At 38.9% G+C, this 23217-nt stretch carries 18 protein-coding genes; 3 read left to right on the forward strand and 15 right to left on the reverse strand.

Features of this window, described 5'->3' with window-relative positions:
* From A33Q_RS13785 to A33Q_RS13845, 13 genes are all read right to left on the reverse strand, one after another.
* On the reverse strand, window positions 1-1122 hold the full coding sequence (locus tag A33Q_RS13785; RefSeq protein WP_009033443.1) for an O-antigen ligase family protein: 1122 nt from the start codon (window positions 1120-1122) through the stop codon (window positions 1-3).
* Window positions 1122-2285: a glycosyltransferase family 4 protein gene (locus tag A33Q_RS13790; protein WP_009033444.1), complete on the reverse strand. Its 1164-nt coding sequence runs from the start codon at window positions 2283-2285 to the stop codon at window positions 1122-1124. The genes A33Q_RS13785 and A33Q_RS13790 overlap by 1 nt, the downstream gene beginning before the upstream one ends.
* Complete coding sequence (locus tag A33Q_RS13795; RefSeq protein ID WP_009033445.1) at window positions 2278-3357, reverse strand: Wzz/FepE/Etk N-terminal domain-containing protein; 1080 nt, start codon at window positions 3355-3357, stop codon at window positions 2278-2280. Before A33Q_RS13795 ends, A33Q_RS13790 begins: the two co-directional genes overlap by 8 nt.
* Window positions 3358-3361: 4 nt before the next feature.
* Complete coding sequence (locus A33Q_RS13800; RefSeq protein ID WP_009033446.1) at window positions 3362-4282, reverse strand: glycosyltransferase family A protein; 921 nt, start codon at window positions 4280-4282, stop codon at window positions 3362-3364.
* 3 nt (window positions 4283-4285) lie between these two features.
* Window positions 4286-5164 (reverse strand): glycosyltransferase, encoded by an 879-nt coding sequence (locus A33Q_RS13805; RefSeq protein ID WP_009033447.1) that lies wholly within the window; start codon window positions 5162-5164, stop codon window positions 4286-4288.
* Window positions 5161-6303, reverse strand: coding sequence for a polysaccharide pyruvyl transferase family protein (locus tag A33Q_RS13810; protein ID WP_009033448.1), 1143 nt, complete (start codon window positions 6301-6303; stop codon window positions 5161-5163). Before A33Q_RS13810 ends, A33Q_RS13805 begins: the two co-directional genes overlap by 4 nt.
* A gap of 1 nt (window position 6304) precedes the next feature.
* On the reverse strand, window positions 6305-7660 hold the full coding sequence (locus tag A33Q_RS13815) for a Coenzyme F420 hydrogenase/dehydrogenase, beta subunit C-terminal domain (RefSeq protein ID WP_009033449.1): 1356 nt from the start codon (window positions 7658-7660) through the stop codon (window positions 6305-6307).
* Complete coding sequence (locus A33Q_RS13820) at window positions 7660-9075, reverse strand: lipopolysaccharide biosynthesis protein (RefSeq protein ID WP_009033450.1); 1416 nt, start codon at window positions 9073-9075, stop codon at window positions 7660-7662. The genes A33Q_RS13815 and A33Q_RS13820 overlap by 1 nt, the downstream gene beginning before the upstream one ends.
* Before the next feature lie 66 nt (window positions 9076-9141).
* Entirely contained in the window at window positions 9142-11778 is a 2637-nt protein-coding gene (locus A33Q_RS13825) for a polysaccharide biosynthesis/export family protein (RefSeq protein ID WP_009033451.1), read from the reverse strand.
* A 161-nt stretch (window positions 11779-11939) separates the two neighbouring features.
* Entirely contained in the window at window positions 11940-12449 is a 510-nt protein-coding gene (locus A33Q_RS13830) for a hypothetical protein (protein WP_009033452.1), read from the reverse strand.
* A 152-nt stretch (window positions 12450-12601) separates the two neighbouring features.
* Entirely contained in the window at window positions 12602-12976 is a 375-nt protein-coding gene (locus A33Q_RS13835; protein WP_040490462.1) for a hypothetical protein, read from the reverse strand.
* Between the two features lie 6 nt (window positions 12977-12982).
* Window positions 12983-15400, reverse strand: a complete 2418-nt coding sequence (locus A33Q_RS13840) for a penicillin acylase family protein (protein WP_009033454.1) — start codon at window positions 15398-15400, stop codon at window positions 12983-12985.
* Window positions 15401-15530: 130 nt separating this feature from the next.
* Window positions 15531-16106 (reverse strand): DUF2911 domain-containing protein, encoded by a 576-nt coding sequence (locus A33Q_RS13845; RefSeq protein ID WP_009033455.1) that lies wholly within the window; start codon window positions 16104-16106, stop codon window positions 15531-15533.
* A 272-nt stretch (window positions 16107-16378) separates the two neighbouring features.
* Between A33Q_RS13845 and A33Q_RS13850 the strand changes: the two genes are divergently transcribed.
* Window positions 16379-17722 (forward strand): M24 family metallopeptidase, encoded by a 1344-nt coding sequence (locus A33Q_RS13850; RefSeq protein ID WP_009033456.1) that lies wholly within the window; start codon window positions 16379-16381, stop codon window positions 17720-17722.
* Between the two features lie 345 nt (window positions 17723-18067).
* On the forward strand, window positions 18068-19147 hold the full coding sequence (locus A33Q_RS13855; RefSeq protein WP_009033457.1) for an endonuclease/exonuclease/phosphatase family protein: 1080 nt from the start codon (window positions 18068-18070) through the stop codon (window positions 19145-19147).
* Here the strand turns inward: A33Q_RS13855 and A33Q_RS13860 are convergent.
* Window positions 19141-21393 (reverse strand): efflux RND transporter permease subunit, encoded by a 2253-nt coding sequence (locus tag A33Q_RS13860; protein ID WP_040490463.1) that lies wholly within the window; start codon window positions 21391-21393, stop codon window positions 19141-19143. The two genes, A33Q_RS13855 and A33Q_RS13860, sit on opposite strands and share 7 nt — an antisense overlap.
* A 77-nt stretch (window positions 21394-21470) precedes the next feature.
* On the opposite strand from A33Q_RS13860, the gene A33Q_RS13865 reads away from it, so the two are divergent.
* Window positions 21471-22265 (forward strand): thymidylate synthase, encoded by a 795-nt coding sequence (locus A33Q_RS13865; protein WP_009033459.1) that lies wholly within the window; start codon window positions 21471-21473, stop codon window positions 22263-22265.
* Between the two features lies 1 nt (window position 22266).
* Here A33Q_RS13865 and A33Q_RS13870 read toward each other — a convergent pair whose 3' ends face one another.
* Window positions 22267-23085 (reverse strand): aminotransferase class IV, encoded by an 819-nt coding sequence (locus A33Q_RS13870; RefSeq protein ID WP_009033460.1) that lies wholly within the window; start codon window positions 23083-23085, stop codon window positions 22267-22269.
* Window positions 23086-23217 lie beyond the last annotated feature (132 nt).

A 23217-nucleotide genomic window follows, 5' to 3' on the forward strand; every position in this document is an offset into this window, starting at 1 on the left:
TTATTGTTTTAGTGAAAGAGATAAACCAACAAAAGGAATTGTAGACGTAGCAAGATCATGTGAAGTATTCCAACTTAAAAAAAAGTAAATACCTACAGCAGAAACCGCGACGTAATGGAAATTCTTATCCAGGTTTTTTACAAATCGGTTCCCAAAAACTGCCAACATTCCCATTAATAAAAGAAGTCCTACAATCCCGAAGGATAATGTGATTTCAAGAATAATATTATGAGGATAATGAATCAATAAATAATGGTAAGCATCAGTTCCATGACCAAAGGGGTTGATCAGAATCTGTTCAATAGCAGGAACCCACAAATTTAACCTATCGTCCTCTCCTCCAGACTCTACCAATGCGATAACCCTTGCCAAGGATTTAAATGACTCAAGGTTGGCCAATACATATGATCCTACAATCAGTAGTAATATGGTCCCAAAAACCATCACTTTCACTGCCGGCTTTTTATTATTGCCAAAAAAAAGTGCTGTAATAATCACTATACCAAAAGTAAGAAAAGGAAAAATGATTGAAGACCTACCCCTTGAAGTCAGTATGACAAAAATATTCAATAGTATCAGCCCCCCATAAAAAACCACTTCCTTCCAGCTCAACTTCTTAAATACCTGAGTCAGCAAAAGCATCAACGAACACCCAATAGGCATTCCATAGGTCAGGTAAGTTTGACCTTTATCAAAATTAAGTCGGATTCCGATGGTTAGTTTCCAAATACACAAAACAATTCCCCAGGCAATAAGGAGATTTACCAAAAGCCTGATATCGACCTTTTCTACAAAAGTAGCCGTTACTATTACTGCTATGAAGACAAAGAAATATTTGACGTACTTGTCCAGGGAATAATGACTGTAAGGAAAAATAAAATACGAAATAAAAATAAATGAAATAAAAGATAAAAATAAAGTGAGAAACACTTTTTGCACTTTAGATAACTTCACAGGAGATACAGTATAAAAATGAAGCATGAAAAATGCAAATATGCCAATTAAAGCTGCATTGAGTAAAGGGCTAGAATAGATCAGCTTAATACTGGGTAGAGAAAGTGTGATAAAAACCACCCATGTAAAGACTTTAATTTCAATCTTATTTAGATCAAGTTGCAACATTATATCTCAAAGAGATTTAAATGATCTTCTAAAATTTTCTTCGAATTAAATTCCTCCTGAATTCTTTTCCTGGCATTATGTCCATGTTTTTTGGCTTCATCAGGGTTCAATAAGTAAAATTCTATTTTTTCTGCAAAAATCTTTGAATCTCTTTCAAGGACAAAGCCCATTTCCCCATCCAGAACTACATCTCTAGTCCCTGAAACAGGTGTGGCCAAAACAGGTAGGCCAGAAGACATGGCTTCCAAAAGTGAATTGGACATGCCCTCATTCAATGAAGGTAGGATAAATAGATCTGAGACATTGTAGTATTTTTCAATGTCATGCACATGGTCCACTATTTTGATATGGTTCTGAAGTAAAAGATTCTCCTTGATATGGGATTTGATTTTTGACATTTCTTCGCCGTTATCCCTTTCAGGCCCAATCAGTAAAAACTCCAAAGAGGAAAACTTTTGCACCAAGCCAATCATACTTTGGACAATCACTGAAGGCCCCTTTCTGTGTGATAATCCTCCTGTAAATATGAGCCTGAATTTACCAGATTCGAGGCCAAGTTCCTTTTCAAGAAAAATCCTGCTTTCTTTATTCACAGGAGCAAACCTTTCGGTATTTACACCATTCGGAATTCTTTTGATTTTTTCAGTTGGAATATCAGCTTCTCTCAACTCCTCAACAATTTCTGAGCTCAAGGCGACAAACCCATCTATTTCCACAGCAGCCTTCTTTCTTTGCCTTGGCAATCCTAGAAGCGTAGAAGCTAAAGAATTATCATTAAAACCGTCATTTAATGCTGTCATCTTGATGAATGACTTTTTACCTCCGTATTTCTTAAACCAAAAAGCAGGCATAATCCCTATGTGATGTGGAGAAAGGCTATACAAAACATCGTATTCGGCAGCATGTTTTTTAAGCCATTTTTTTGAAAAAAACAGGTATTTGGACATGCTCCATTTGTTTTTGAAAATCAAATGGTGGATAAAATTCTGACTGTCAAAAAGAGGGTACTGACGCTGCTGAGGAAATCCGTGGGCAAGATGTATTTCATGAGTGTTTTTATCCAATCCCTGAAAAAGGTTATATGCGCTGATCCCAGGCCCCCAATAATGAAGCCCTGATCCCAGTGGTGCCCAAAGTAATATTTTGGTTTTGGGGCTATTCATCTATACCCAAAATCACAACTTTGAAATAAACGGCAGAAAAAGAAACCACAATCCCTACAAATATCACTCCTGCAATAAATAGTAGCAAATTCGGTTTGTGTGAGGAACGTGGTAACAGAGCTGGCTCTATAATATTGAAAACTGGTGTATCCTCTTGTACCTTTACTTTGGCCAATTCCAATTGTTGGGCCAAGTTATTGAAAATTCCACTTGCCTGATTGAATTCTGCCTGAAGCCTTTCTTCTCTAACCTTTACAGCAGCAGATTGTACATTGAAATTTGAATCCCGGAATTTGGCCAGTGCCTCCTGCGTTTTGAAAAAGTTGGCCTGTGCCTCATTGAATCTTTTCTGTACAAAATTCAAATTCTGGGTAGCTTTTTGGGACCTATATTCTATCAAAAAGTCAATAATAGCCTCTGTACTTTTCTCGGCCATTTCCTTCGCCATCATGGGATCATAAAACGAAACACTTAAGCTGACTGTCCCTAGATTTGGCTTGTATGAAACCGAAAATTTATCTTTGATATCATTGATAATGACCTGATCCATACTTTGAATGACACCCTTTTCATCAAAATCACCTCTTGCTTTGGAAGAATCTATCCTAACAGGCCTTTCCCTAAATTGTCTATGCAACTGAATAGTGTATTTTTTTAAATTGGTGAAAATATCGTCGCGTTTATGATCATCGTAGTAATCCCTTAAAGAAATCTTTCCCAATTCCGAATGCCAGTAGCTGTCTTCAATCAGACCAAACAGAAATGGAGAACTTGTCATAATTTCATTATAAAGAACTGGGTCAATAAAGTCATTGTTCTGTCTTGCCCCCAAGCCACCTGCAAGAAGCCCACCAGCTGCCCCTCCACTAAGTTGGCGCAACATGTTGTTAGGATCTTGGTTGGCCATTTCAGGCAACACTTTTACTTCAACTTTATATTCAGTGGGAGTTCCCAAATAAATGACCGTTGCCAGAACGGCAATCACTACAAAGCATTTAATTATCAATTTTTGATTTGCTTTGAGATGGCCGAACAATTCGGCTAAACTGGTTTTCCTTTCAGTTTTTTCCATGTATCTATCTTAATACCTTATATAGCAATTTGTAGGCCGGTGGGATCTTTCCTATAATATTGAACATTAATCTTTCTTTTATACCCCAACTGAAAGCTCCCAGTGACCTTACTGATTTCACCAATTCCAAATCCCCATACAATAGGGCATGGTTCATCGCTGTCACAGCTGCTTTCTTTAAGTTGGTTTGGTATGCTTTGCATTTTACGTAAAGTGCGGAGTTTTTCAAAAGCCCCTTGAGTTTATAAAATTCCGTCAAATGGCTGTTTTGGGATACGCTTCCGGGAACATTTTTCCTATACAATGAACTCTTGTGTTTGTCCAAGATACACATTTGCCCATGTATCAGCCTCCACCACATTTCTACATCGTGACGCTTCTGAAACTCCACATCAAATCCTCCAATCTGTTTAAATCTTTCAGTCGACACGACACAGGCAGACATGCCTACAAAGTACTTATAACTTATATAAAATGAAGCATAGTCACAATCAGACATTAATGCAAAATCTCCTTCAAACTTCCAGGGACAATTTCTTTCTATCCTGTTACCTTCAAGATCTAAATGGTCAAAGTAATTGATATATCCACTTGGAAATTCATTTTTAGCCAACAGTTCGGCCACTCTTGACAAGTGATCTTTACACCAAATGTCATCTGCATCCAAGAAAGCGATGTAATTTCCCTTAACCAGATCTTTTACGTGATTTCTGGATGCAGCTGCATTTTTGAAATTTACTTTGAAATATTGGACGTCAAAATCTCTGATCTGATCCTCTAGGTTGTCATCTGAATTGTCATCAATTACAAAGACCTCCATTGGTGCATATTCTTGCTGGAACACTGAATCAAGAGCCTTCTTGATCCACTTGCTGGAGTTGTGGGCAGGGATTATGATCGAGAATTCTACTATTTTATTCTCCAAAACTTAAATGTTTTCCGCAGATTTTCCAGAAACTTTTATTATGAATTGTTCGATGGCTTTTACAGATCTAAACCAGTACCTAATCCACCATACATTTAGTTTTTCCGAAAAACTCAATTGCCTTGAAGAAAAAATCTTTCTCACTTCAAATAGCGGTGGCCTCAATTCAAAAATAAGCGTTGATAAAGCCTTTAAGTAGTCTTCCTTTTTGATCTGACTACCAAACTGACCTGCTGCTACTCTCTTTGCCTTATTACGAAGCTGTTTGAAAGTATTTCTAGCTGGATGTTTAACTACTGTGTTTTCAGAGTAGATAATTTTGCTTCCCTTTTTTGAAGCAACTCTGTTCCATTGGTAGTCCCCCCCGGAAAAAAGATTCTCATCAAAACCTCCTATGTCATCGAACAAGGTTTTTCGGGCAAAAAAATTGGCTGTGACAGCCAATCCTTTTCTTGCATTGTCTTTTTGGTCAAAAGCATAGACTGTTTCATAACATTCTACTGCTGATTTTTTATCACGCTCGAAGGTCAGTTCAATTTTACCTGCAAGTCTGTCAATTTCTCCATAGGCAGAAAACAAGTCCAATGCTGCCTTAAGCCAATTTTCATCTACCAAACAATCTGAATCTGTGAAGGCCAAGATTTCTCCCTTTGCATAATTGAGACCTGTATTTCGTGCAGCATAGGAGCCTGGCTTGGGCTCGTTAATGATTCTGGCATTTTTGGGGAGGTCTATTTCAGGAACAGGTCCATTTGGCCAATTATTGACGATAATGACCTCAAACTGCTCGCTGTCCAAAGTCTGGAGTCTAAGGGACTGAAGACAAGCGTCTAATCTATCCCAGTCTCTGTAAGTCGGAATGATGACAGAGATTACTATCAATTTTTAAGCACGTCAAATACTTTTGCCCACATCTTCTCAGTTTCAGCTTTCTGTTTGGCACTTTCAACCTTAAGTTTTTCCGAAATTGCCCTAGCAGAATCCAGTTGGAGAATCATTCTTATTTTTTCCTCATAATACTCTGGTGCTTCTCCAAGTTGACACAAACCATCTTTGTAATCATAATCTTCGAACAACATTTCATATTTATGGGACCAACCGGTGGCCAAACAAGGAATATTTTGGGAAAGAGCACTTACCAATCCGTGAAACCGAGAAGTAACCACCGCTTTACTTTTTCCTATTATTCCCTTCACTACCAAAGGGTCTTCTTCATGCACTATGGGAATTGGAGAGTCAAGTTGATTATTGATTTTTTCGGCTATTGCCCTATCCATTTTCGATTCATGTATCAGAAAAAACGGCTTCCTATTTTTCCTTTGGATCAATTGGATAGTTTGTAACAAAAAAGGTAAGTAAAGTTCATTATCCTGTTTGCTTTCGGTTTCAAGCATCTTTTGATTTGGTATTATAGCAACATCAAATTCAAATGAAACATATTTGGGCAGCACTGTTCCTTGAACCAAATTTGTGAAATCAGGAGCAAGAAACAGATTTTTTTCACCGACCTTAAGGTCTTTTAAGTATTGGAATGAAATTCTATCTCTTGCAAAAACAAGATCTGCATGACTGAGAATGACCTTCATTTTATCCGCTAGTATCGGATCCGAAAAAGGACCGAATGCCTGTGGAAGCAGAATCACTTTTTTCCCACTCTTTTTCCACTTTTCAATGAAATTCGCACATCGCTTACCTGCTTTATCAGCTCCCCACTTATCTCCAAAAGCAAAACCTGACCCATCTATTACCGCATCAATTTCAATAGCCGAGGCAAACCCTAAGCTATTCCTTAAAGATTTTGGCAAAGCATTCAATAACCTTTCCCATTTGATTCCCTTTCTCTGGATATTGGTTTTGGCTAAAATGCCTTCAGATTTTAATTTATCAAAAGGTGATCTCGAGTTAACCTCCATCACAAAATTGACTTCTTTCAATTCATTGCTTGCCTTTTGTATTATGGCTTGGAGCATCAATTCAGCACCTTTATTGACAAACTCTACACCTCTTAATTCTATATTCATGTTACTTTTTGAAAAAACTGATAAGTTTTAAATAAAATCTGGTTGCAAACGGAGGTCTATTAAGTTTTTTAACCAATGGATTCATTTTTGATAAAAAAAACTCAATGTCATCTCTTTCCTTTGCCAGTTTAAAATACTCATGAGAGGCATCTCTTATTTCCTCCCTAACTTTAAACATCCATTGCCTGCGTAAACTAAGATTCTTCCCCTTCTTAACTCTTTTTTTTGGCAACCAAGATTTCTGGTGGAGGTGGAGCCTATAACTTAGGCCTTCTCTTCTGTGCCTAAAACCACCTAACTGAGATGTTTTTACAGTTTCTGGAGGTACTTCAGTTAACATCAACTTATTCTTTTCTATACCTTCTTCTATGATTTCCAGAATTTCCTGATTCCTGACAACCAAAACGTTATTTCCAAGATGGTCATCCATATAGTCTTCAAGCCATGCATCTCCAACCGAAACATCTGATGTTTCCCCTACTACATCGTCACAAAAATCACAACCCTTATATTTAAAGAATCCATGCCCCCAATTTCCCCCGAACAATTCTTTAGAGGATTTCGTGGGACTTTGCTTATTATCAATATCAATTGCAAAAACACCTTTGTCATTTGCTTTCTTACCCTCTAGCTTACCCCTGAACTCTATTTCTTTAAGAAGCTTTGGCTTTACTCCCACTTGCCATCCTAGCAATTCCGCAAATGCCGGTGACTTAAGGTGTCCGCAAATAATCCCAATGATAAACTTGATCCTTTCTTTATAAACTATATTTTCATCTGCGAGATTCCGAAGAGCTTTACTGAAGCATGGAATAGCTGTAATTGCGTATCTACCTTCATTGGATTTAATGAACTCCAAAGAATTGGTCAATGTGATTGGATAGTAAGCTGATTTTGAGCCATTTATAACTGAATCTCCTTTTTTAAACACTTGATATGTAAAGAGTTCTCCCGCTTCAACGGCACTCACCACTTGAATAACGTAATCAACCTTATCTAATAAGATCAACTGATCTAAAATCCATTTTCCTCCACCTCCAGAACTTCCTTTTATCCTATATTCACCTTCTATGGCATGTCCGACGTAGTTTTTGATGTATTTTCCAGTGGCTTCGTTCTTATTCTTTATATGACCAAAAATATCTTCTGAAATCTCATCTTCATCCCTAGCTGAACTTGAAAATGGGCATACTTTTAACAGCTTTTCTTCACTTTCATGAGTTTCCTTTTTAGGAAAAGCCTTAAGCATTCCAAATTGATCAGGTTTGATTTCTATACTTGGTTCGATAGCATTGCATACTCCACAACCTGTACAAAAATCATTTTTAATAACTGTAGTTTGTAAACTTTCTGACATTAAAAAACTAATTTTTTTGATTTGAAATTTTTAATCATATTTCTAAGCTCCCTTCCCATGAGAAAGTAAATACCCCCTACATATATCGCCATAAACAAAATTGCATTGATAGCGAAGTTAATACTAAACAGAGATTTTATTACCAGAGCGGCCACTACAGCAATAAGCGAAACGAGAACTACCTCTCGCATAGCCTCAAAAAGATCTTTAAAGGTATAATCTATGAGCTTTTTGAGATAATATTGAACTATAAAAATTGAGATGAATTTTATGATGAAAAATGCCCATGCTGCTCCTAAAATTCCGTAAAAGTAAATCATGACACTGAGCACTGGGACGTACAGAAAAATAGACTTAAAGAATTGTAGCTGTAATTCCAGCTTTGGTTTGCCCATTCCTCTGATGACCATTGTATTGCTATTGACCATCATGTGAAACAATATAGATCCGGAAAGTATCTGAAGTGGTACAATCGTATCTATCCATTTTTCCCCAAAAAAAGTAAGTATAATACCTTCTCCTTCAAGGATAAAAATCCACATCATAGGAAAAATTATCAAACTATTGAATTTAACAACCATGATATAGAATTTTTTAAGTGCCTGCTTATCATCTTGAACCCTGCCATATACTGGATACATGACTTTATTGATAATCCCCATAACCTGACTTCTAAACGTATCTGTCAATACAAAAGCCAATGTATAATTGCCCAATGCAGCGGCTGACACTAACTTACCTATCAGGAGGTAGTCAAGCTTATTCATTAGGTTATTGAATAAATTTGTACCAGTTGTATAAACTCCAAAACCAAAAACATCCTTAAAAGCATCCTTATCCCAAATTATCTTAGGCCTCCACTTTGTAGCATTGAAATACATGGGCATTGCTATGATAAATGTTGCTACGGAGTTAAAAACCAGTGACCAAACACCTGCACCTAAAAATGCCAGAATGAGTGATAGAATTCCCGAGAAAATACTTGAGAAATTATTGATAAAAGCCAGCTTTTTAAAATCCATTTTCCGCGTCAGCTGAGCCCGATGTACCAGATTAACAGGACTGGATAAAATCCCAAGAGAAAGTACTGGAATGATTTTTCCTAACAAGGGCTCTGTGTAAAAATTAACTGCAAATGGAGCCACTAAAAAGACCATTACAAAATAAGTGACAATAGACCAAGCAACGCCAGTCCAAAAGGCTGTATGGAAATGCTTTTCTGTTAACTTTTCTTCTTTTCTTTGAACCAGTGCAGCAGCAATTCCCAAATCATTGAGCACTTCTACAAAACTAGTGAAGACCACAGCCATACCAACAAGGCCAAACTCTGTGGGAGCAAGAATTCTTGCCAATACCAGTTTGATTACAAACCCAAAGGACCTGTTTACAAAAACCTGAAGTGAGCTCCAAACCACCCCACTTACAATACTTTTTTTAAGATCTGAAATAAAAATTGAGTTTAGCCTTCAAAAAAAGGTTTGCTAGTCCACCAAATTGGTAATCAAAAGGGCTAGAGTTGCCATACTGGAGGCCAAGCCTATCCATGCCTGAGCGGACATGGGTTGTCTCGGTGGCTTCGCAGGTACATATATTTCCGCACCTGGTTCCATGTGAGGGTAAAATTTCAACCCAAGGAAATTCCTTGTTCTACGGACGTCTCCATTGGCATAAACCACATACGATTTGCTTCTTCTGGCATCTTCAGTAAAACCACCGGCTCTGGAAATGTAAGCCCTGAATCCTCTTTCTGCCTGGTATCTGGCAGTAGTAGGAAACAAAACCTCACCACGCATTCTTACTGTCTGAAGTTCTTTGGGTACGCTTATCACATCACCCTCCATCAAAATCAAATCCTGAGCAGATCCCGGGTTTCTCATGATAGCATCCAAATTGATCCCGATCAACTCTTGTTCCCTAATTTCCGCACGAACAGCAGCAGTATCCGCAACATTAACATCCAGTAATCTATCTGTTCTAAAATCAGCAATTCTTGCTTGCTCTTCAAGTTTTTCTCTTTCTTTCATCCGCTCGATCTCTTTTTCTTCCAGTTTCTTCTTTAAGCGTTCCAAGAAGATTTCTTCAGCTTCATTGATGATCATTCCTTCTCTTTGAAGACGCTCCATTACTGAAAGAAGGTTTTTCTCTTTCAGTTCATCCTCACTCTTCTCTTTATAATACTCCGTTCTCCTAATCAGCGTAGCACCCTTGGGATAAGCAAACTGGTTGAGCCCCCCGGCACGGGAAATAAGGTCTGAAATTCTTTCATTGGCATTGCTCAAAGCAAACTCACCGGGATAAAAAACTTCCCCCTGAACCTCCACCAATCTCTCTCTCTGAAACCCAGGGCTCCTTCTTACAAAAATATGGTCAAAGGGTTGGAGCCTAACACTGGAATCCTCCGGTCTCAGATTGAGTTGGCTATCTACATCGAGATTGATGATCTCAGCTACTTTTCCGGAAACATCATCACGTACTCTTCTGGCTATTTCTATATAAGAATTGGAAGCAGCATCCTTGAATCCTCCCGCTTTGGTAATCAAGTCTGCTACAGTCAGGTTTTCGGCATAGGCATAGGCTCCGGGGATGTTTACTTCTCCTGTAATTCTGATGTAATATTCCTCTTTGAGGTCATACCTGCTTGGAATGCTGAGCACATCTTCTCTTCTTAAGGCAATATCCGGACTTGTTCCATCCAAAATTCCCTTTATATCCACTGACATGGATTCCAATGTCAAATCTTCTTTAGTCCTGTATAATATCGCACGACCAGTAAAAGCATCTCCCCTTAGTCCTTCAGCCTTTTCAATCAGATCCTTTACTCCTATCCCGGTCTCAGGAATACTGAATTCTCCAGGTCTGAAAACGGCACCGGATATTTGGACCCTATTTTCAAATCTATTTAACCTTTCCCCAACTGTAATTTCATCACCATCATGAAGTGTAAATGCTTCAAACTCTTCAGCACTTAGATCCTGAACTTTCATTTGATTTCCCGTAGCTCTTCTCAATGTCAGCCTTTCCTTATATGCCATAGAAGAAAACCCACCGGCAAAATTGATAAGGTCAGCCACACTCTCCTCAGGTTTCATTTCAAAATATCCTTCCCTTCTTACTGGGCCTTTCAGTTCAACTCTACTTTTGAAAGGTTGCACGATGACCACATCATTGTCCCTTAGGGTAACATTACTTCCGTGATCTCCTTTGGTTAGAAAATCATAAACATCCACTTCTGTTAGAAGTTTGCTATCCCTATAAACCTGAATATTTCTAAAAGTACCATTTTCATTAGGACCACCAGCAGCATAAAGCGCATTGAATACCGAAGCAAAAGAAGGCAAAGTATAAGTACCCGGCTTGATCAATTCCCCAACCATGGAAACAGAGATAGAACTGATATTTCCCAACCTCACTTCCAGAAAAGTGTTTGGGTTTGAACCCAAAAGTCCTGAATATATCCTTCCAAGTTGTTGCTTGATTCTTTGTCTTGCGGCGTCAACAGTAGATCCGCCAACAGAAATAGGACCTAAATTGGGAATCATTATTCTTCCCTCAGGGGTGACCATCAGTTCATAGGATTGTTGGGATGCTCCATATACATCAATGATTAACTGATCTCCGGCCCCTATCACATAGCCTCCTGGTGTAGGAATATTAAGACTTGGACTAAAAGTAAGGTCTCTGTTATGGAAAATTTTGTAACCGAATATCTTCTTTTGTTCTGGGGTCAAATCAAAATAGGGGTCTGCCCTGCGAATGGAATCAAAAAGTGCCGGATCCATATTGAATCCTGAAACCTGTCTTACTTGTCCTTGCTGTTGTCCGGGCCTCATCTGCTGTTGCCCAGGACGCGCACCTGATCTTAATTGTTGGATTCTTTCTCTAAGTTTATTTACCTCAGAAGCAGGCATTCCCCTCTCTCTGGCATAAGCCTCCAGTTGAGACTCATTCATTCCTGCAGATTCAGCACGTTTGATGAGTTGTTCAATTTGAGCATCTGAAAGATTGTCAACTTTTAAGTTTTGGATGTCATTCATGGATTGGGAATATCCCAATTGAATTAACATGAATAAAGTAATGAACAGAAAAAACAATGCTTTTTCCAAGAAACCCCCTTGCATAGATGTATTCAATGATTTCACGAATTAACGTAGTTTTTTTTAAGTATTGAGAATTTTGAACGAAATATCATAATGTCCTGATACAGCTTCGCCCTTTCAGTCACATTGCCGCGCTTATTTGGTATTACATTGATAAGATTATTTGCCCCTATTTTAAGCAACTATTCTTTACTATAAAGAACTAACCCTTTAGGATCAGGTATTCCGTCATTAAGATGAAACTCCACCTTCTTTTGAATTACTTTTTCAATTCTGGCACTTAGTTTTTCCAAGTACTCCTCATTGAGTTTTTCGCCCACAATATCCACAGTGACCACTCCTGTATTGTTTCCTTTGGCATAATCTCCCGTCACAACAACTTGTGAAACATTCCCCATTCGCTCCAAAATCGCTTCCAGGAGCTTATCAAATCCCAGGTACTTCCGGATGAGTTCGTGAAGGTTTAGATATAAAGGGTGATCGGTATTGGCTTTATATTCTATTTTATTTTTCTCTGACTGCTTCACCAAAAACCCTGCCTCCGTGAGGTGATTCAGTTCTTTTCTGATAGCATTGGTGGATTCTCCAAATTCCTCTGCAAGACCTCTGAGATGACTTTGATTATTCTCATTGACAAAAAATTTGACCAACAACTTCAGTCTTGTCTTTGATGTGATTAAAGATTCTAACATAAAAATACAGCTGGGAAATGAGCAACAAAAGTACTCGTCTTACTTTCAAAAGCAAAATATTTCCAGCAGTTTTTAATTTGTAGGGAGCATCAGACTAGGAATATGAATTTTACTACAATTTATATAACACACATTCTGAAAAACTCTATACATTAACTTCTGTAAAAACCAGCATCTTTTCTTTCAAACACCTTTCTGAATAAGGCTCCTGTCATACCAGAAAAGCCTCCGAGTAGAAATCCCAACACACCTGTTGCAAACCATAGCAAATTATCATTTTTCAAGCCCATTAATTCAGCCATCTGCATGGGCAATGCTGAACCTGACTGAATGGAAATCCAAATCGTGAGAGAAAACCAGCTCAATCCAAAAGCCAAACCTGACCATAAAAAAGAAGCTCCAGGACTTGCTCTCAATAGAAAGGCGATTAAACCTACAGCAATCATCAATATCCAATAGGATGCGATTTTCCCAATCAAAATTACTGTTAACACAGTCAATACAAATAAGATAAGTGTTTTAGCCATCTTCTATCAATAAAACTCAGTGGAAAACAAAAGCCCATTTTTATCATTAACACTCCTAAAATCAAAATTCACATATTCTCCATTTGCCCAGATTTTGATAAAATTATCATAAAACTTACTACCGGGATTTCCGGACTGGCCACCAGGGTAAATTCCATATGCCTTTACTTTGTCTCCCATTTCAGCAACGTAACGCCAACTTGCTCCATGGCGGGATCCGGTTGCGTTCAAAATCCCTGACCCTCCTCCAGTGTAAATACCTTTTCTACTGAAAGATTCAAAATTGGGAACGAGATGGTTGATACTCGTGGACTTGTAAGTGGCCCAAGTAAATTCTCCCTTTTCATCTTCCCAGATTTTCATTTCTTCTACCATTTTCTCAAAAGCAACTTTTACATGGTCAACTGCCGTCTTTTTTACATTGTCGTTCATTGCAAAAATACTGCTTTCAGGTTCCTCTCTGAGCAAGCGTACGGTTTGGTATTTATTGGGGTAAGTAATAGGCAAACTGTCCCTTTCCATAAACGTCCAAACAGATTTATAAAGGTTGTTCCACCAAACCTGAAATAAAGTAGGAGCTTCCTGATTTGGGAAAGTATTGAAATTCCATTCCTTTAGATACTCAAGGTATTTTGCAGTACTCTCATCGAGATCCTGCATGTTTTCTACATCCATAAGATTGAGCATCACAGGAAGGGCTTCTGCCGCGTGCAGGTGAAAGGAGTCGAATTGGAGAGATTTCATATCTTCCAATGTAATTTGATCCATCTCTCGAAGCTTATTATTCAATCGTCTATTCCTATAGTGTTCATAAGAATTATCAAAAACATAATAAGGATAAGATTGGGAAACAGCATGTTGGTTGGCTGAGGAGACAAAACCCCTAGCCGGATTTAGAGTTGCAGGATTGTGTGCAGAGGGAATAAACCCCTGCCATTCATACTTTGGATCATTCCCGTCCATGAGGAATTTCCCCTGCCCTTCCCATTTGAGAGGAAATCTTCCCTGAACTTTCATAGCTATATCTCCGGTGGTAGAAGCAAAAACAAAATTTTGAGCAGGAGAAGTGTAGTGCTCCAATGCTTCGATATAATCTGCATGGGTCCTTCCTTTATTGAGCAAAAGAAAAGTTTTTTGCTCGTTAGACTCCAAATGGGCAGTCCACTTCAAAGCAAAATTCACATCCTGCCTCTCCGCTCTGAAATTTTTATCAAAAACCACAGGACCATGGTGCGTGTATACCACAGTATCCTTGACAGTGGGTTGGCCTTTCACCTTAATCTCTTCTATTCTGAAATTACTTTGGATCCATCTGTCATTATAAAGGTATTCTGTTCTTTCGCTGTTTCTGAACTGGATTTTATACCAATCCCTCGTGTCCCTGGTTGCATTGGTGACTCCCCAGGCTATGTTCTCATTGAATCCTGAAATAATACCCAGTGCGCCTGGAAGCGTGGCTCCTTTAACTCTAAATTCCGGTGTGCTGAGCTGCATAGCATACCAAAGAGAAGGTAAATTCAAACTCAAGTGTGGATCATTTGCGATCAGTGCATGGCCGTTTTTTGTCTTCTTAGGTGCCACAGCCCAGTTATTAGAGCCTATACCGGGCTCAGGCCGAGGCAACATACTAAGTAGAATATCTTCACTTGGATAGTCGATATCCTCTGGTTTCTCAATCTTCAAAGGACTGAAATTCCAATTTCTTTCTGGCTCTATAACAGGATCCTGATCTTCGGGAAAATCAGGGTAAAGTTTATTTAATAATGTTTCACCCAGAATTTTTCTAAGATTGGAATACTGAAGATCTGAATCTCCTACCAGCATATCTGCCATGTATTTAAGAAGTAAAAAACTTTTGAAAACCGACCAAGGTTCAGGTCGGTAATTGAGGACTTTGTATTCCAAAGGTAATTGAGCATAATCCAATTCTGCAATATATTGGTTTACACCATCAGTGTAAGCCTCCACCAAAACGAGCATGTCAGGATCATTTTGTTGAATAAATTGCGTTGCATTTTCAGCGCTATAGGGCAAGCCTTTTCTTCTCGCCAATTTATCCACATCCAATGCAATCGGCCCTACGATTTCCGAAATCCTTCCTGCAGCGGCCATTGTCTGAAACTCCATTTGCCAGAGTCTGTGTTTGGCAGTAATGTAGCCTTGAACACGGAATAAATCTTCCTCGTTTTCTGCAAACACATGGGGAATCAAGTGCTCATCGTAATGAACTTCGACGGCAGAACTCAGGTTTTCAAGGGCAATTTTCTCTTTGACTGTGTAGTCTTCACTGAAAGCATTCTGCCAAAAACCCTGATTCGGATCCAGCAATTTCCCTAAAGGAGGAACAGTTCCAAACTGTATGGATAACGCAACCCCTAATGACAGGGAGGCAAGCAAAGAGAACAGAAAGGCGAAGTACCGCATACATCAAAGGTTTTGAACCAAACTCTTAATTTAGAAAGAATACCAATACATGACATCTTTCTCTTTTGATTTATTCAAAAAAAAATCCCCCATCGCCATGGCAAAGGGGGATTTGAATTTCATTCATCCGTTATTCAATAACAATTGGAAGCACTAACTTTTCCCATCTCACCACAATTCCAGGAGACTCTATAGCAATGGTAAGCTGCTCTTGACTTGAATCTACAAACTGAGGGGTGGATTCAACCCTTAGTACGTCATTTTCTTCCTTATATTGAAAATGTCCATGTTCTAAATCCCACTCTGAGTTGAAAATCACAGTCCACTTACCAGATTGCTTAGGAATAGTGAAAAGGGAATATCTTCCTGCTTTCAATTCTGACCCTTCAACTTTCACATCACTATCGAAATCAACATAAGTGGATTCATTGGCACCAGTCCTCCAAACTTCATTGTAGGGAACAAGGTCTCCCCAGATCACTCTGCCTTTTACTGAAGGGGCTCCGTATTGAATCTCGAGATTTGCATCTCCGACTTTACCCTCAAGTTTTCTTAATGGGCTTGGCCTTTGACTAGTCTCTTCGGCAGTAGTTATAACTTCTTCTGTGGTGTCGTTATTTTCAGCACTTTGGTTTCCTCCACAGCTTGCCACGAATAAAGAACTGGCAAGAATTGCAGCAATCATCAAAAGGTTTGTTTTTCTCATCTGTTTATAGTTGTTTAAAATGCCTCATTAAATCTTCCATATTTCTAAAATCAGGAAGGTGGATTGTCATTACAATGATTTTATGAATTCGAAGATATATAATTTTTCGCTTTAGTTTTCAAAATCCCATCAAATGCAAATCTTTAAATTAAATTTTGGCATTTCACTTCATTCAAAGTAAAAAGAGTCACAGTAGGAAAAAAGATTTTCATATCTGTCTTAGAAATTGTTATTTTTCAACTTTAACAATTTAACAATTTATATAACCCTATATGAGAGTAATCCCATTCAGTTTGAAGTCAGGAATAATATTGCTGCTTTCGGCAATCATCTTAGCGTCATGTCAGAATCAAGAAAAGGCCCAATCTTCAATAGACAACCCTTTTGACGGTCCCAGTCCTTGGCCCGAAATAAGGAAGGAAAGACTGGAAAGACTACTTCCTCATGCTATGAAAGAAGCAGAAGTTGATGCTTGGATAGTCATCTGCAGAGAAAACAACAATGATCCCATCGCCCATCATATCGGAGGAGAAAATGCAGGGGGTACGGCAATGTTTCTCTTTTATCTAGAGGGTGACAAAGCCATTTCAAAAGTATTTTCACCTGTTGGTGAAGCTACAGCCCTTGGTGAATTGAAAATCCATGATGAGGTCATTCCCGTAGAAAGGGGGAAATCGGCAATCCTACAGGGTGCTGAGTACATCAAAAGTCAAAATTTCAATAAAATAGCCATTAATAGTTCCTTCGATGAGCTTTTAGCTGACGGATTGAGCTATACCCAAAGAAAGACTTTGGAAGAAGCTTTGGGAAATCAAGCAGGAAAATTGGTTTCAGCAGAGGAATTGATTTATGAGTTTTTGGCAGTCAAACTTCCTGCTGAAGTTGAAATCATGACCAAAGCAGCTGAGCTTACCGCCCAATGGCAAGAAGCAGCCTATGCACAGGTTATCCCTGGAAAAACGACTGATGCCGATGTGGCCAAATTCCTAAAAAAGAAAATGGAGGAATACGGTGTAAAGGATGGTTGGTCTCCTGATCAAAACCCTAGCGTAAACTCCGGCCCAGATAGAGGTCACTCCCACCCAACAGATAAGGTGATCATGCCAGGGGATGTTATCCAGACAGACTTTGGAATCCGTGTTTATGACATGTGGGTATCAGATATTCAGCGATTCGCCTACGTGTTGAGGGAAGGGGAAACCCAGGCACCTGATTCAGTTCAATTCTACTTCGAGTCCTCCATAGGTGGCAATAGAATAGCTTTGGCAGCCATGAAGCCAGGTGTATTGGGTTATCAGGTTGACAAAGCTCAGCGGGATTGGATGGATGAAAGAGGGTCTGAGTATGTGATGTGGAGTACCGGACATCCTGTAGGCTATGTAGCCCATGATATTGGCCCTAACCTCGGGGCTGGAAATTTACCTGATCCTTCAGTCCGCCCAGCTGCGATGAAACCTTTGAAAGAAGGAATGCTGTTTGCATTTGATGGATTTCATGCCTGGAAATTACCTGAAGGAGGCACCAAAACCATGTCAGTAGAAGAAACAGCCGTAGTTACCAGCGATGGAGCGAGGTATCTGATCAAACCTCAGGAGGAATTGATATTGATCAAATAACCTGAAAACTGCCGCGTGGATATTGCGGCAGTTTTTTACTTAAAAAATCACACCTCTCCCATTAATTCTTTTTGACGCTACTATCGATTTATTTGAGATCGCAGGCCTTGAAGTTTTGAGGTTTTCAACTCAAAAGAGTATTTGAGTTGGAAGTATATCTAGGAAAGGTTTAAAAATTGCCAGAAATTAGGCTAGCTTTAATGATGATTTAGTTTTCTCCAATGCTTCAACGATAAAAAGTAGAGCAATCATCTTTTTAGCTTTACACAAGTTCCCTACTTTATCCTTGCACACTATTTGTTTCAAAAGCGTTTTACATCTAATTTCGCTTCAAACAAGCACTAAATGGTAAGATTTATCACTTCTTTATTTTTCATTTTTTCTCTGGCATTGTTTTATAGTGTCTATATATCTCCCGAATTTTTTCCATACGTCGGCTTAATTACTTTGACTATTCCAGTTTTGCTTATCATCAATGGGGTACTTTTTCTGAGCTTGCTTTTGGCCAAAAGGTGGCTGGCAATATTGCCATTGATTGCGCTGGTTTTGGGATGGAAATTTATCGGTGTCACTTTTCAGATACCCAATATTTCCTCTGATCCACCGGAAAGCGGCCTTTCTGTCCTCAGTTACAATGTTGCACTTTTTTCATACCCAAGAGATAAAAACAGTGAACCACCTACCCAAAACATGATCAAATGGTTGCAGGATAACAATTCTGATATCAAATGTTTCCAGGAGTTCTACCAAGACTATTCCACCCCTTCCAGAAATGCCATCAAGCTTCTTGGAACTGAAACAGGCTATGAACATACTTATCAGATCATCGAGGGTAGTCAGAGAAACAAATCGTACGGCATGGCTATTTTTAGCAAATACCCCATAGTCAATGAAGGGAGGGTGTTTGATACCAAAAGAAATAATGGGGTAATTTTTGCTGATATCAAAGTTGATAAAGATACAATAAGGATATACAATGCCCATCTGGAATCCATGAGTATCCAATCTCAAAACCTTAACAACCTTGACGGAATAAAGGAAAACTACAGGGAAACATTGGGGAAACTCAAAAGAGGACAAGTTACAAGAGCTTCCCAACTTGGAATTTTGGAAGAACACATGCGCAACAGTCCCTATGTCAACATCCTAGTGGGAGATTTCAATGATGTCCCCTACAGTTATACCTACTTCACTTTACGGAAATTTATGGAAAATGCCTTTGAAAGTGCCGGAAGCGGCCTTGGCTTTACTTATAATAGGGTTTTGTTCTTTCTGAGGATCGATAATATTTTTTATGAAAAACCATTACGTGTTTTCAATTTTAAAACGCATAAAGAAGTGGATTACTCAGACCATTATCCAATTTCAGCGATTTTTGATTGGGATAGGCCTCTAGAGAAAACGCTGCTACCTGAAAATCAATGATTTTTTTGATTCCATACTTTATTTAAAGGAATCAATAACAAGGGTAAAAAAAGCAAATCAGCCAGCAGGGCAAATACCAAAGCCAAACTGATCAAAAGTCCGGAATAAAAAGTCACTCCAAACTGGCTCAAAGTAAGAACTGAAAACCCTGAAACCAAAATCACAGTAGTCAGAATAATAGCCTTTCCTGTTTCCAGATAGGTTCTTTTAAGCGCATACAACCATGGTTTTCCCTTTGCCAACTCTAACCGCATCTTTGACATAAAATGGATGCTGTCATCTACGGCTATCCCAAAAGCAACTGTAAAAATGATAGCTGTTGTAAGTTTCAATTCAATACCCAAAAGCCAAATCACTCCGCACATCCATAGCAAAGGGATAATATTAGGAAGTAAAACCACCATGGAAATTCTCCAAGACCTGAATAAGAATCCTGCAACTATTGCAACTATCAGGAATGCAAGCCCAAGCCCGCGCGCCATCTGGGTTGTGACACTTTCATGACTTATGTCAATCAAGTTGGATGTTCCTGTTAGTCTGACTTTCAAAAGATCGGAATTGATTTCGTCCTTCAGAAAATCTTTTAGTTTTACTTTCAGATCATGACTTTTTAAACTACCCATATCGGCAGTTCTGGTGGAAAGCCTTCCCTCACTGTAATCATCAGAGATAACTTTCAAAGGGGCATTTTCCAAGGCCTTAGGAACAAAATCCTTCATTCTTTGAAGCTGTCCTTGGGAAGGGAGCCTATAGGCATTTTCGCTACCTGAATTCTGTGCTTTGTTGATACCTTTGATCAAAGCCAAAGGAGATAAAATTATGGCACTTTCAAATTCATTTCGCACGAAATCCTCCAGTTTTTCAATCTCTACTAATACTTCCCTTTGTAAAAGGTTATTTGCATCTGGGCCTGAATTGAGAGAAAGTTCAAGCGGCTTGGATCCTCCAAAATTTTGGTCAAAAAATTCAAACTCCTGAACGAGTTCATGATTTCTTGGCAAATTATCCAGGATGTAGCCATTGACCTTCAGCCCACTTAAAGCCAAGCCAGAGGCTAAAGAAACAGAAACGAAGCAAAAAGCTATGACCCTCTTATTTCTAGTTACCCATAGGAAAGCAGACCGCATACCTACCCTCCATCGCTGAGCCAGTTTCCCAGAGTCTGCCACTTTCAGAGGTGCAAAAATATAAAGCAAACCCGGAGCTATGCTAATTACGGCAAAAAACATCAGGAGGACTCCCACACCGGTGTAAAGCCCAAATAATTTCAAGGCAGGAACAGTAGTCAGGTACAAACTCATGAAGCCCAGAGATGTGGTCAAAGCTGTTAGAAAAACTGCCAGAGACAACTCCGAAAAAGACTCTTCAATCGCATCTTCTTTGCTCTTCCCTTCCCTGAGCATATTTAAATAATGATTAAAAAAATGAACCAGGGCCGCCAAGCCTATCACAGACAAAATTGTAGGTTGCATCACTGACATGACGTCCAAAGGCTTACCCATAAAAAGTGAAAAAGCTAAAGTCCATATTATACCCAGCGCAAGAATCAAAAGCGGAAGTAATACGCCCCACCAAGTTCTGAAAATAATAAAAAGCAAAACGACGATCAGCAAAAATGAAATGCTCAAAAAGAATGCAAACTCATCCTGAAGCAGGCTAACAAACTCACCTTGTGCTTTAATCTTTCCTGCCGACCTGACAAAGGAAATCTTGCTTTCTTCCAGTATGGAAGCTATTTCTGCATACAGTTCATCACCTTCCTCTTTGCTGATCTGTTGCTTGTTATTGACTATGATCAGCAAATACTCACCAGATAGATCTATCAGATTTTCAGACCACTGAGGAGAACTAAGAATTTTCTCCTTTTGCTTCTGAAGGTCCTCATCCAAATCCAGTACAGCCCTGTTTCTCACCCCCATTGGTCCTATGATCGGTTCTTCCATATCCAAAAGTGAAACAGTACTTTCAACAAGATCCAGCTTCTGAATAGCCTGATTGATTTCTTTTGCTTTTTTTAGAAAATCCTCTTCAAAAATCTCTTCCCCTCCTAAGGCTATCAGAAGATAATCATTGTCGTTCCCAAACTTTTCCCTGAAATCCAAATAATAAGAAAGTTCCTCATCATCTTGGGGGAAGAAGCTTTCGAAATCATAATCGAAGATTATTTTGGGTGGAAAAAGCAACAGCAGTATGGTGATCAAAACAGCTATTGCTAATCCTAAAAATGAGTTTTTCTTTGTAAACATAGGCAATGAAAGATACATACTAGCTTTCAAATTGTTTCATATATTTCTAAATTGCCGGGAATAAATTCCTTGAAGACATGAAGCAATACCACGATTTGATGCAGCATATTTTGGACAATGGTGTCAAAAAAGAAGACAGAACCGGAACAGGTACAATCAGTGTGTTTGGACATCAAATGCGCTTTGATTTACAGAAGGGTTTTCCTTTGGTGACAACCAAGAAGCTTCACCTCAGATCGATCATTATTGAATTACTATGGTTTTTGAAAGGGGACAGCAACATCAGATACCTGAATGAAAACAAAGTCTCTATTTGGGATGAATGGGCCGATGAAAACGGGGACTTAGGACCGGTATATGGATACCAGTGGAGACATTGGCCTGATGGAAAAGGAGGTGAAATAGATCAGATCAAAAACCTCATCCATCAGATCAAAACTAAACCTGACAGTAGAAGACATATCGTAAGTGCCTGGAATGTGGCTGATGTAGACAATATGGCTTTGCCTCCTTGCCACACCATTTTTCAATTTTATGTGGCTGATGGCAAGCTTTCTTGCCAGCTATATCAAAGAAGTGCTGATGTATTCCTGGGTGTCCCCTTCAATATTGCTTCTTATGCCCTTTTCACGATGATGGTAGCCCAGGTGTGTGGGTTGGAGCCTGGGGAATTTGTACATACTTTCGGGGACGCCCACTTGTACAGCAATCATCTGGACCAGGCAAGACTGCAACTCAGCCGAGACCACAGACCATTGCCCACCATGAAAATCAATCCTGAGGTGAAGGATATTTTTGATTTTAAATTCGAAGACTTCGAACTGGCCAATTATGATCCACATCCACATATCAAGGCTGCAGTGGCTGTTTAAACTATTCAAAAAGATTCAACAGCTCGAAAGGCAGTCCCTCTACATTGAATCGGCTGCCTTCGATTTTTTCCACCAAACTGATTCCGGTCACATTGGAAACGAAAACAAGGTCTGCCTTCAAAATATCCTCTTTTTTATACAAACCTTGTTCCACAGGCAATTTCATTTGCTTCAGTTGAGTTAAAATCACATTTCTGCTTACTCCATCTATACATGAAGCCTTGAGGGAGGGGGTGAAGTACTTTCCGTCTGTCTTCCAAAAAATATTGGATGCTCCGGCTTCTGAAATATGACCTTCATGATCCAATAAAATAACATCATCAAGCCCTCTACGCTTTCTTTCAAGATTAGCCAACACATAAGGCAGTGCACTCAGCGTTTTGCAATGAGTAAACGGGGTTGGGAAAAGTTGAACATCTTTGGCAAAGGCAATATTTTCTTTAATAGGTTCAGGCTTTGAAAATGATCTGACTTGAATAGACTCCAAAATAAGATTTTTCTCAGGCGTATATTTCCCTTCTCCAGCTCTGAAAATATTCCACCGCATCCTAAGTACAGAGTTCTTGGGAAATTTTTCAGAAAACATACTTTCCAATTCTGAAATCTGGGTAAGTCCATCCCTCTCCAACTCCAAAACCTTACAAGAAGTCATTAGCCTCCTTTGATGAAACTCTTTGAACATAATTTCACCATTCTTAAAAACCATTGTTTCAAAAATCCCATCACCGAATAAAAACCCCCGGTTATGAAAATCACAGGGCTCACTGCTCCAAGTTCCCGATTGAGATTTAAAAAAAGAAACTGTCTCACTGACGTACATAATTTTGTTCGATTTCGTACAGATTTGAGTTTTGAATAAATGTTGATTGGTTAAAAATAATTAAAACTTTAAGATTTTATCTACTGAATAAGGCAATTGGTCGATAAACATAGAGTCCAAAGAAATATATTG

Source organism: Indibacter alkaliphilus LW1 (assembly GCF_000295935.2).
Lineage (GTDB): Bacteria > Bacteroidota > Bacteroidia > Cytophagales > Cyclobacteriaceae > Indibacter > Indibacter alkaliphilus.

What these genes read in the sequence shown, in the direction of transcription:
- A33Q_RS13825 (WP_009033451.1), bottom strand. Translation starts at nt 11,778, where the DNA reads ATGCAAGGGGGTTTCTTGGAAAAAGCATTGTTTTTTCTGTTCATTACT.
- A33Q_RS13785 (WP_009033443.1), bottom strand. Translation starts at nt 1,122, where the DNA reads ATGTTGCAACTTGATCTAAATAAGATTGAAATTAAAGTCTTTACATGG.
- A33Q_RS13830 (WP_009033452.1), bottom strand. Translation starts at nt 12,449, where the DNA reads ATGTTAGAATCTTTAATCACATCAAAGACAAGACTGAAGTTGTTGGTC.
- A33Q_RS13865 (WP_009033459.1), top strand. Translation starts at nt 21,471, where the DNA reads ATGAAGCAATACCACGATTTGATGCAGCATATTTTGGACAATGGTGTC.
- A33Q_RS13855 (WP_009033457.1), top strand. Translation starts at nt 18,068, where the DNA reads ATGGTAAGATTTATCACTTCTTTATTTTTCATTTTTTCTCTGGCATTG.
- A33Q_RS13795 (WP_009033445.1), bottom strand. Translation starts at nt 3,357, where the DNA reads ATGGAAAAAACTGAAAGGAAAACCAGTTTAGCCGAATTGTTCGGCCAT.
- A33Q_RS13815 (WP_009033449.1), bottom strand. Translation starts at nt 7,660, where the DNA reads ATGTCAGAAAGTTTACAAACTACAGTTATTAAAAATGATTTTTGTACA.
- A33Q_RS13850 (WP_009033456.1), top strand. Translation starts at nt 16,379, where the DNA reads ATGAGAGTAATCCCATTCAGTTTGAAGTCAGGAATAATATTGCTGCTT.
- A33Q_RS13870 (WP_009033460.1), bottom strand. Translation starts at nt 23,085, where the DNA reads ATGTACGTCAGTGAGACAGTTTCTTTTTTTAAATCTCAATCGGGAACT.
- A33Q_RS13840 (WP_009033454.1), bottom strand. Translation starts at nt 15,400, where the DNA reads ATGCGGTACTTCGCCTTTCTGTTCTCTTTGCTTGCCTCCCTGTCATTA.
- A33Q_RS13790 (WP_009033444.1), bottom strand. Translation starts at nt 2,285, where the DNA reads ATGAATAGCCCCAAAACCAAAATATTACTTTGGGCACCACTGGGATCA.
- A33Q_RS13860 (WP_040490463.1), bottom strand. Translation starts at nt 21,393, where the DNA reads ATGTTTACAAAGAAAAACTCATTTTTAGGATTAGCAATAGCTGTTTTG.
- A33Q_RS13845 (WP_009033455.1), bottom strand. Translation starts at nt 16,106, where the DNA reads ATGAGAAAAACAAACCTTTTGATGATTGCTGCAATTCTTGCCAGTTCT.
- A33Q_RS13835 (WP_040490462.1), bottom strand. Translation starts at nt 12,976, where the DNA reads ATGGCTAAAACACTTATCTTATTTGTATTGACTGTGTTAACAGTAATT.
- A33Q_RS13810 (WP_009033448.1), bottom strand. Translation starts at nt 6,303, where the DNA reads ATGAATATAGAATTAAGAGGTGTAGAGTTTGTCAATAAAGGTGCTGAA.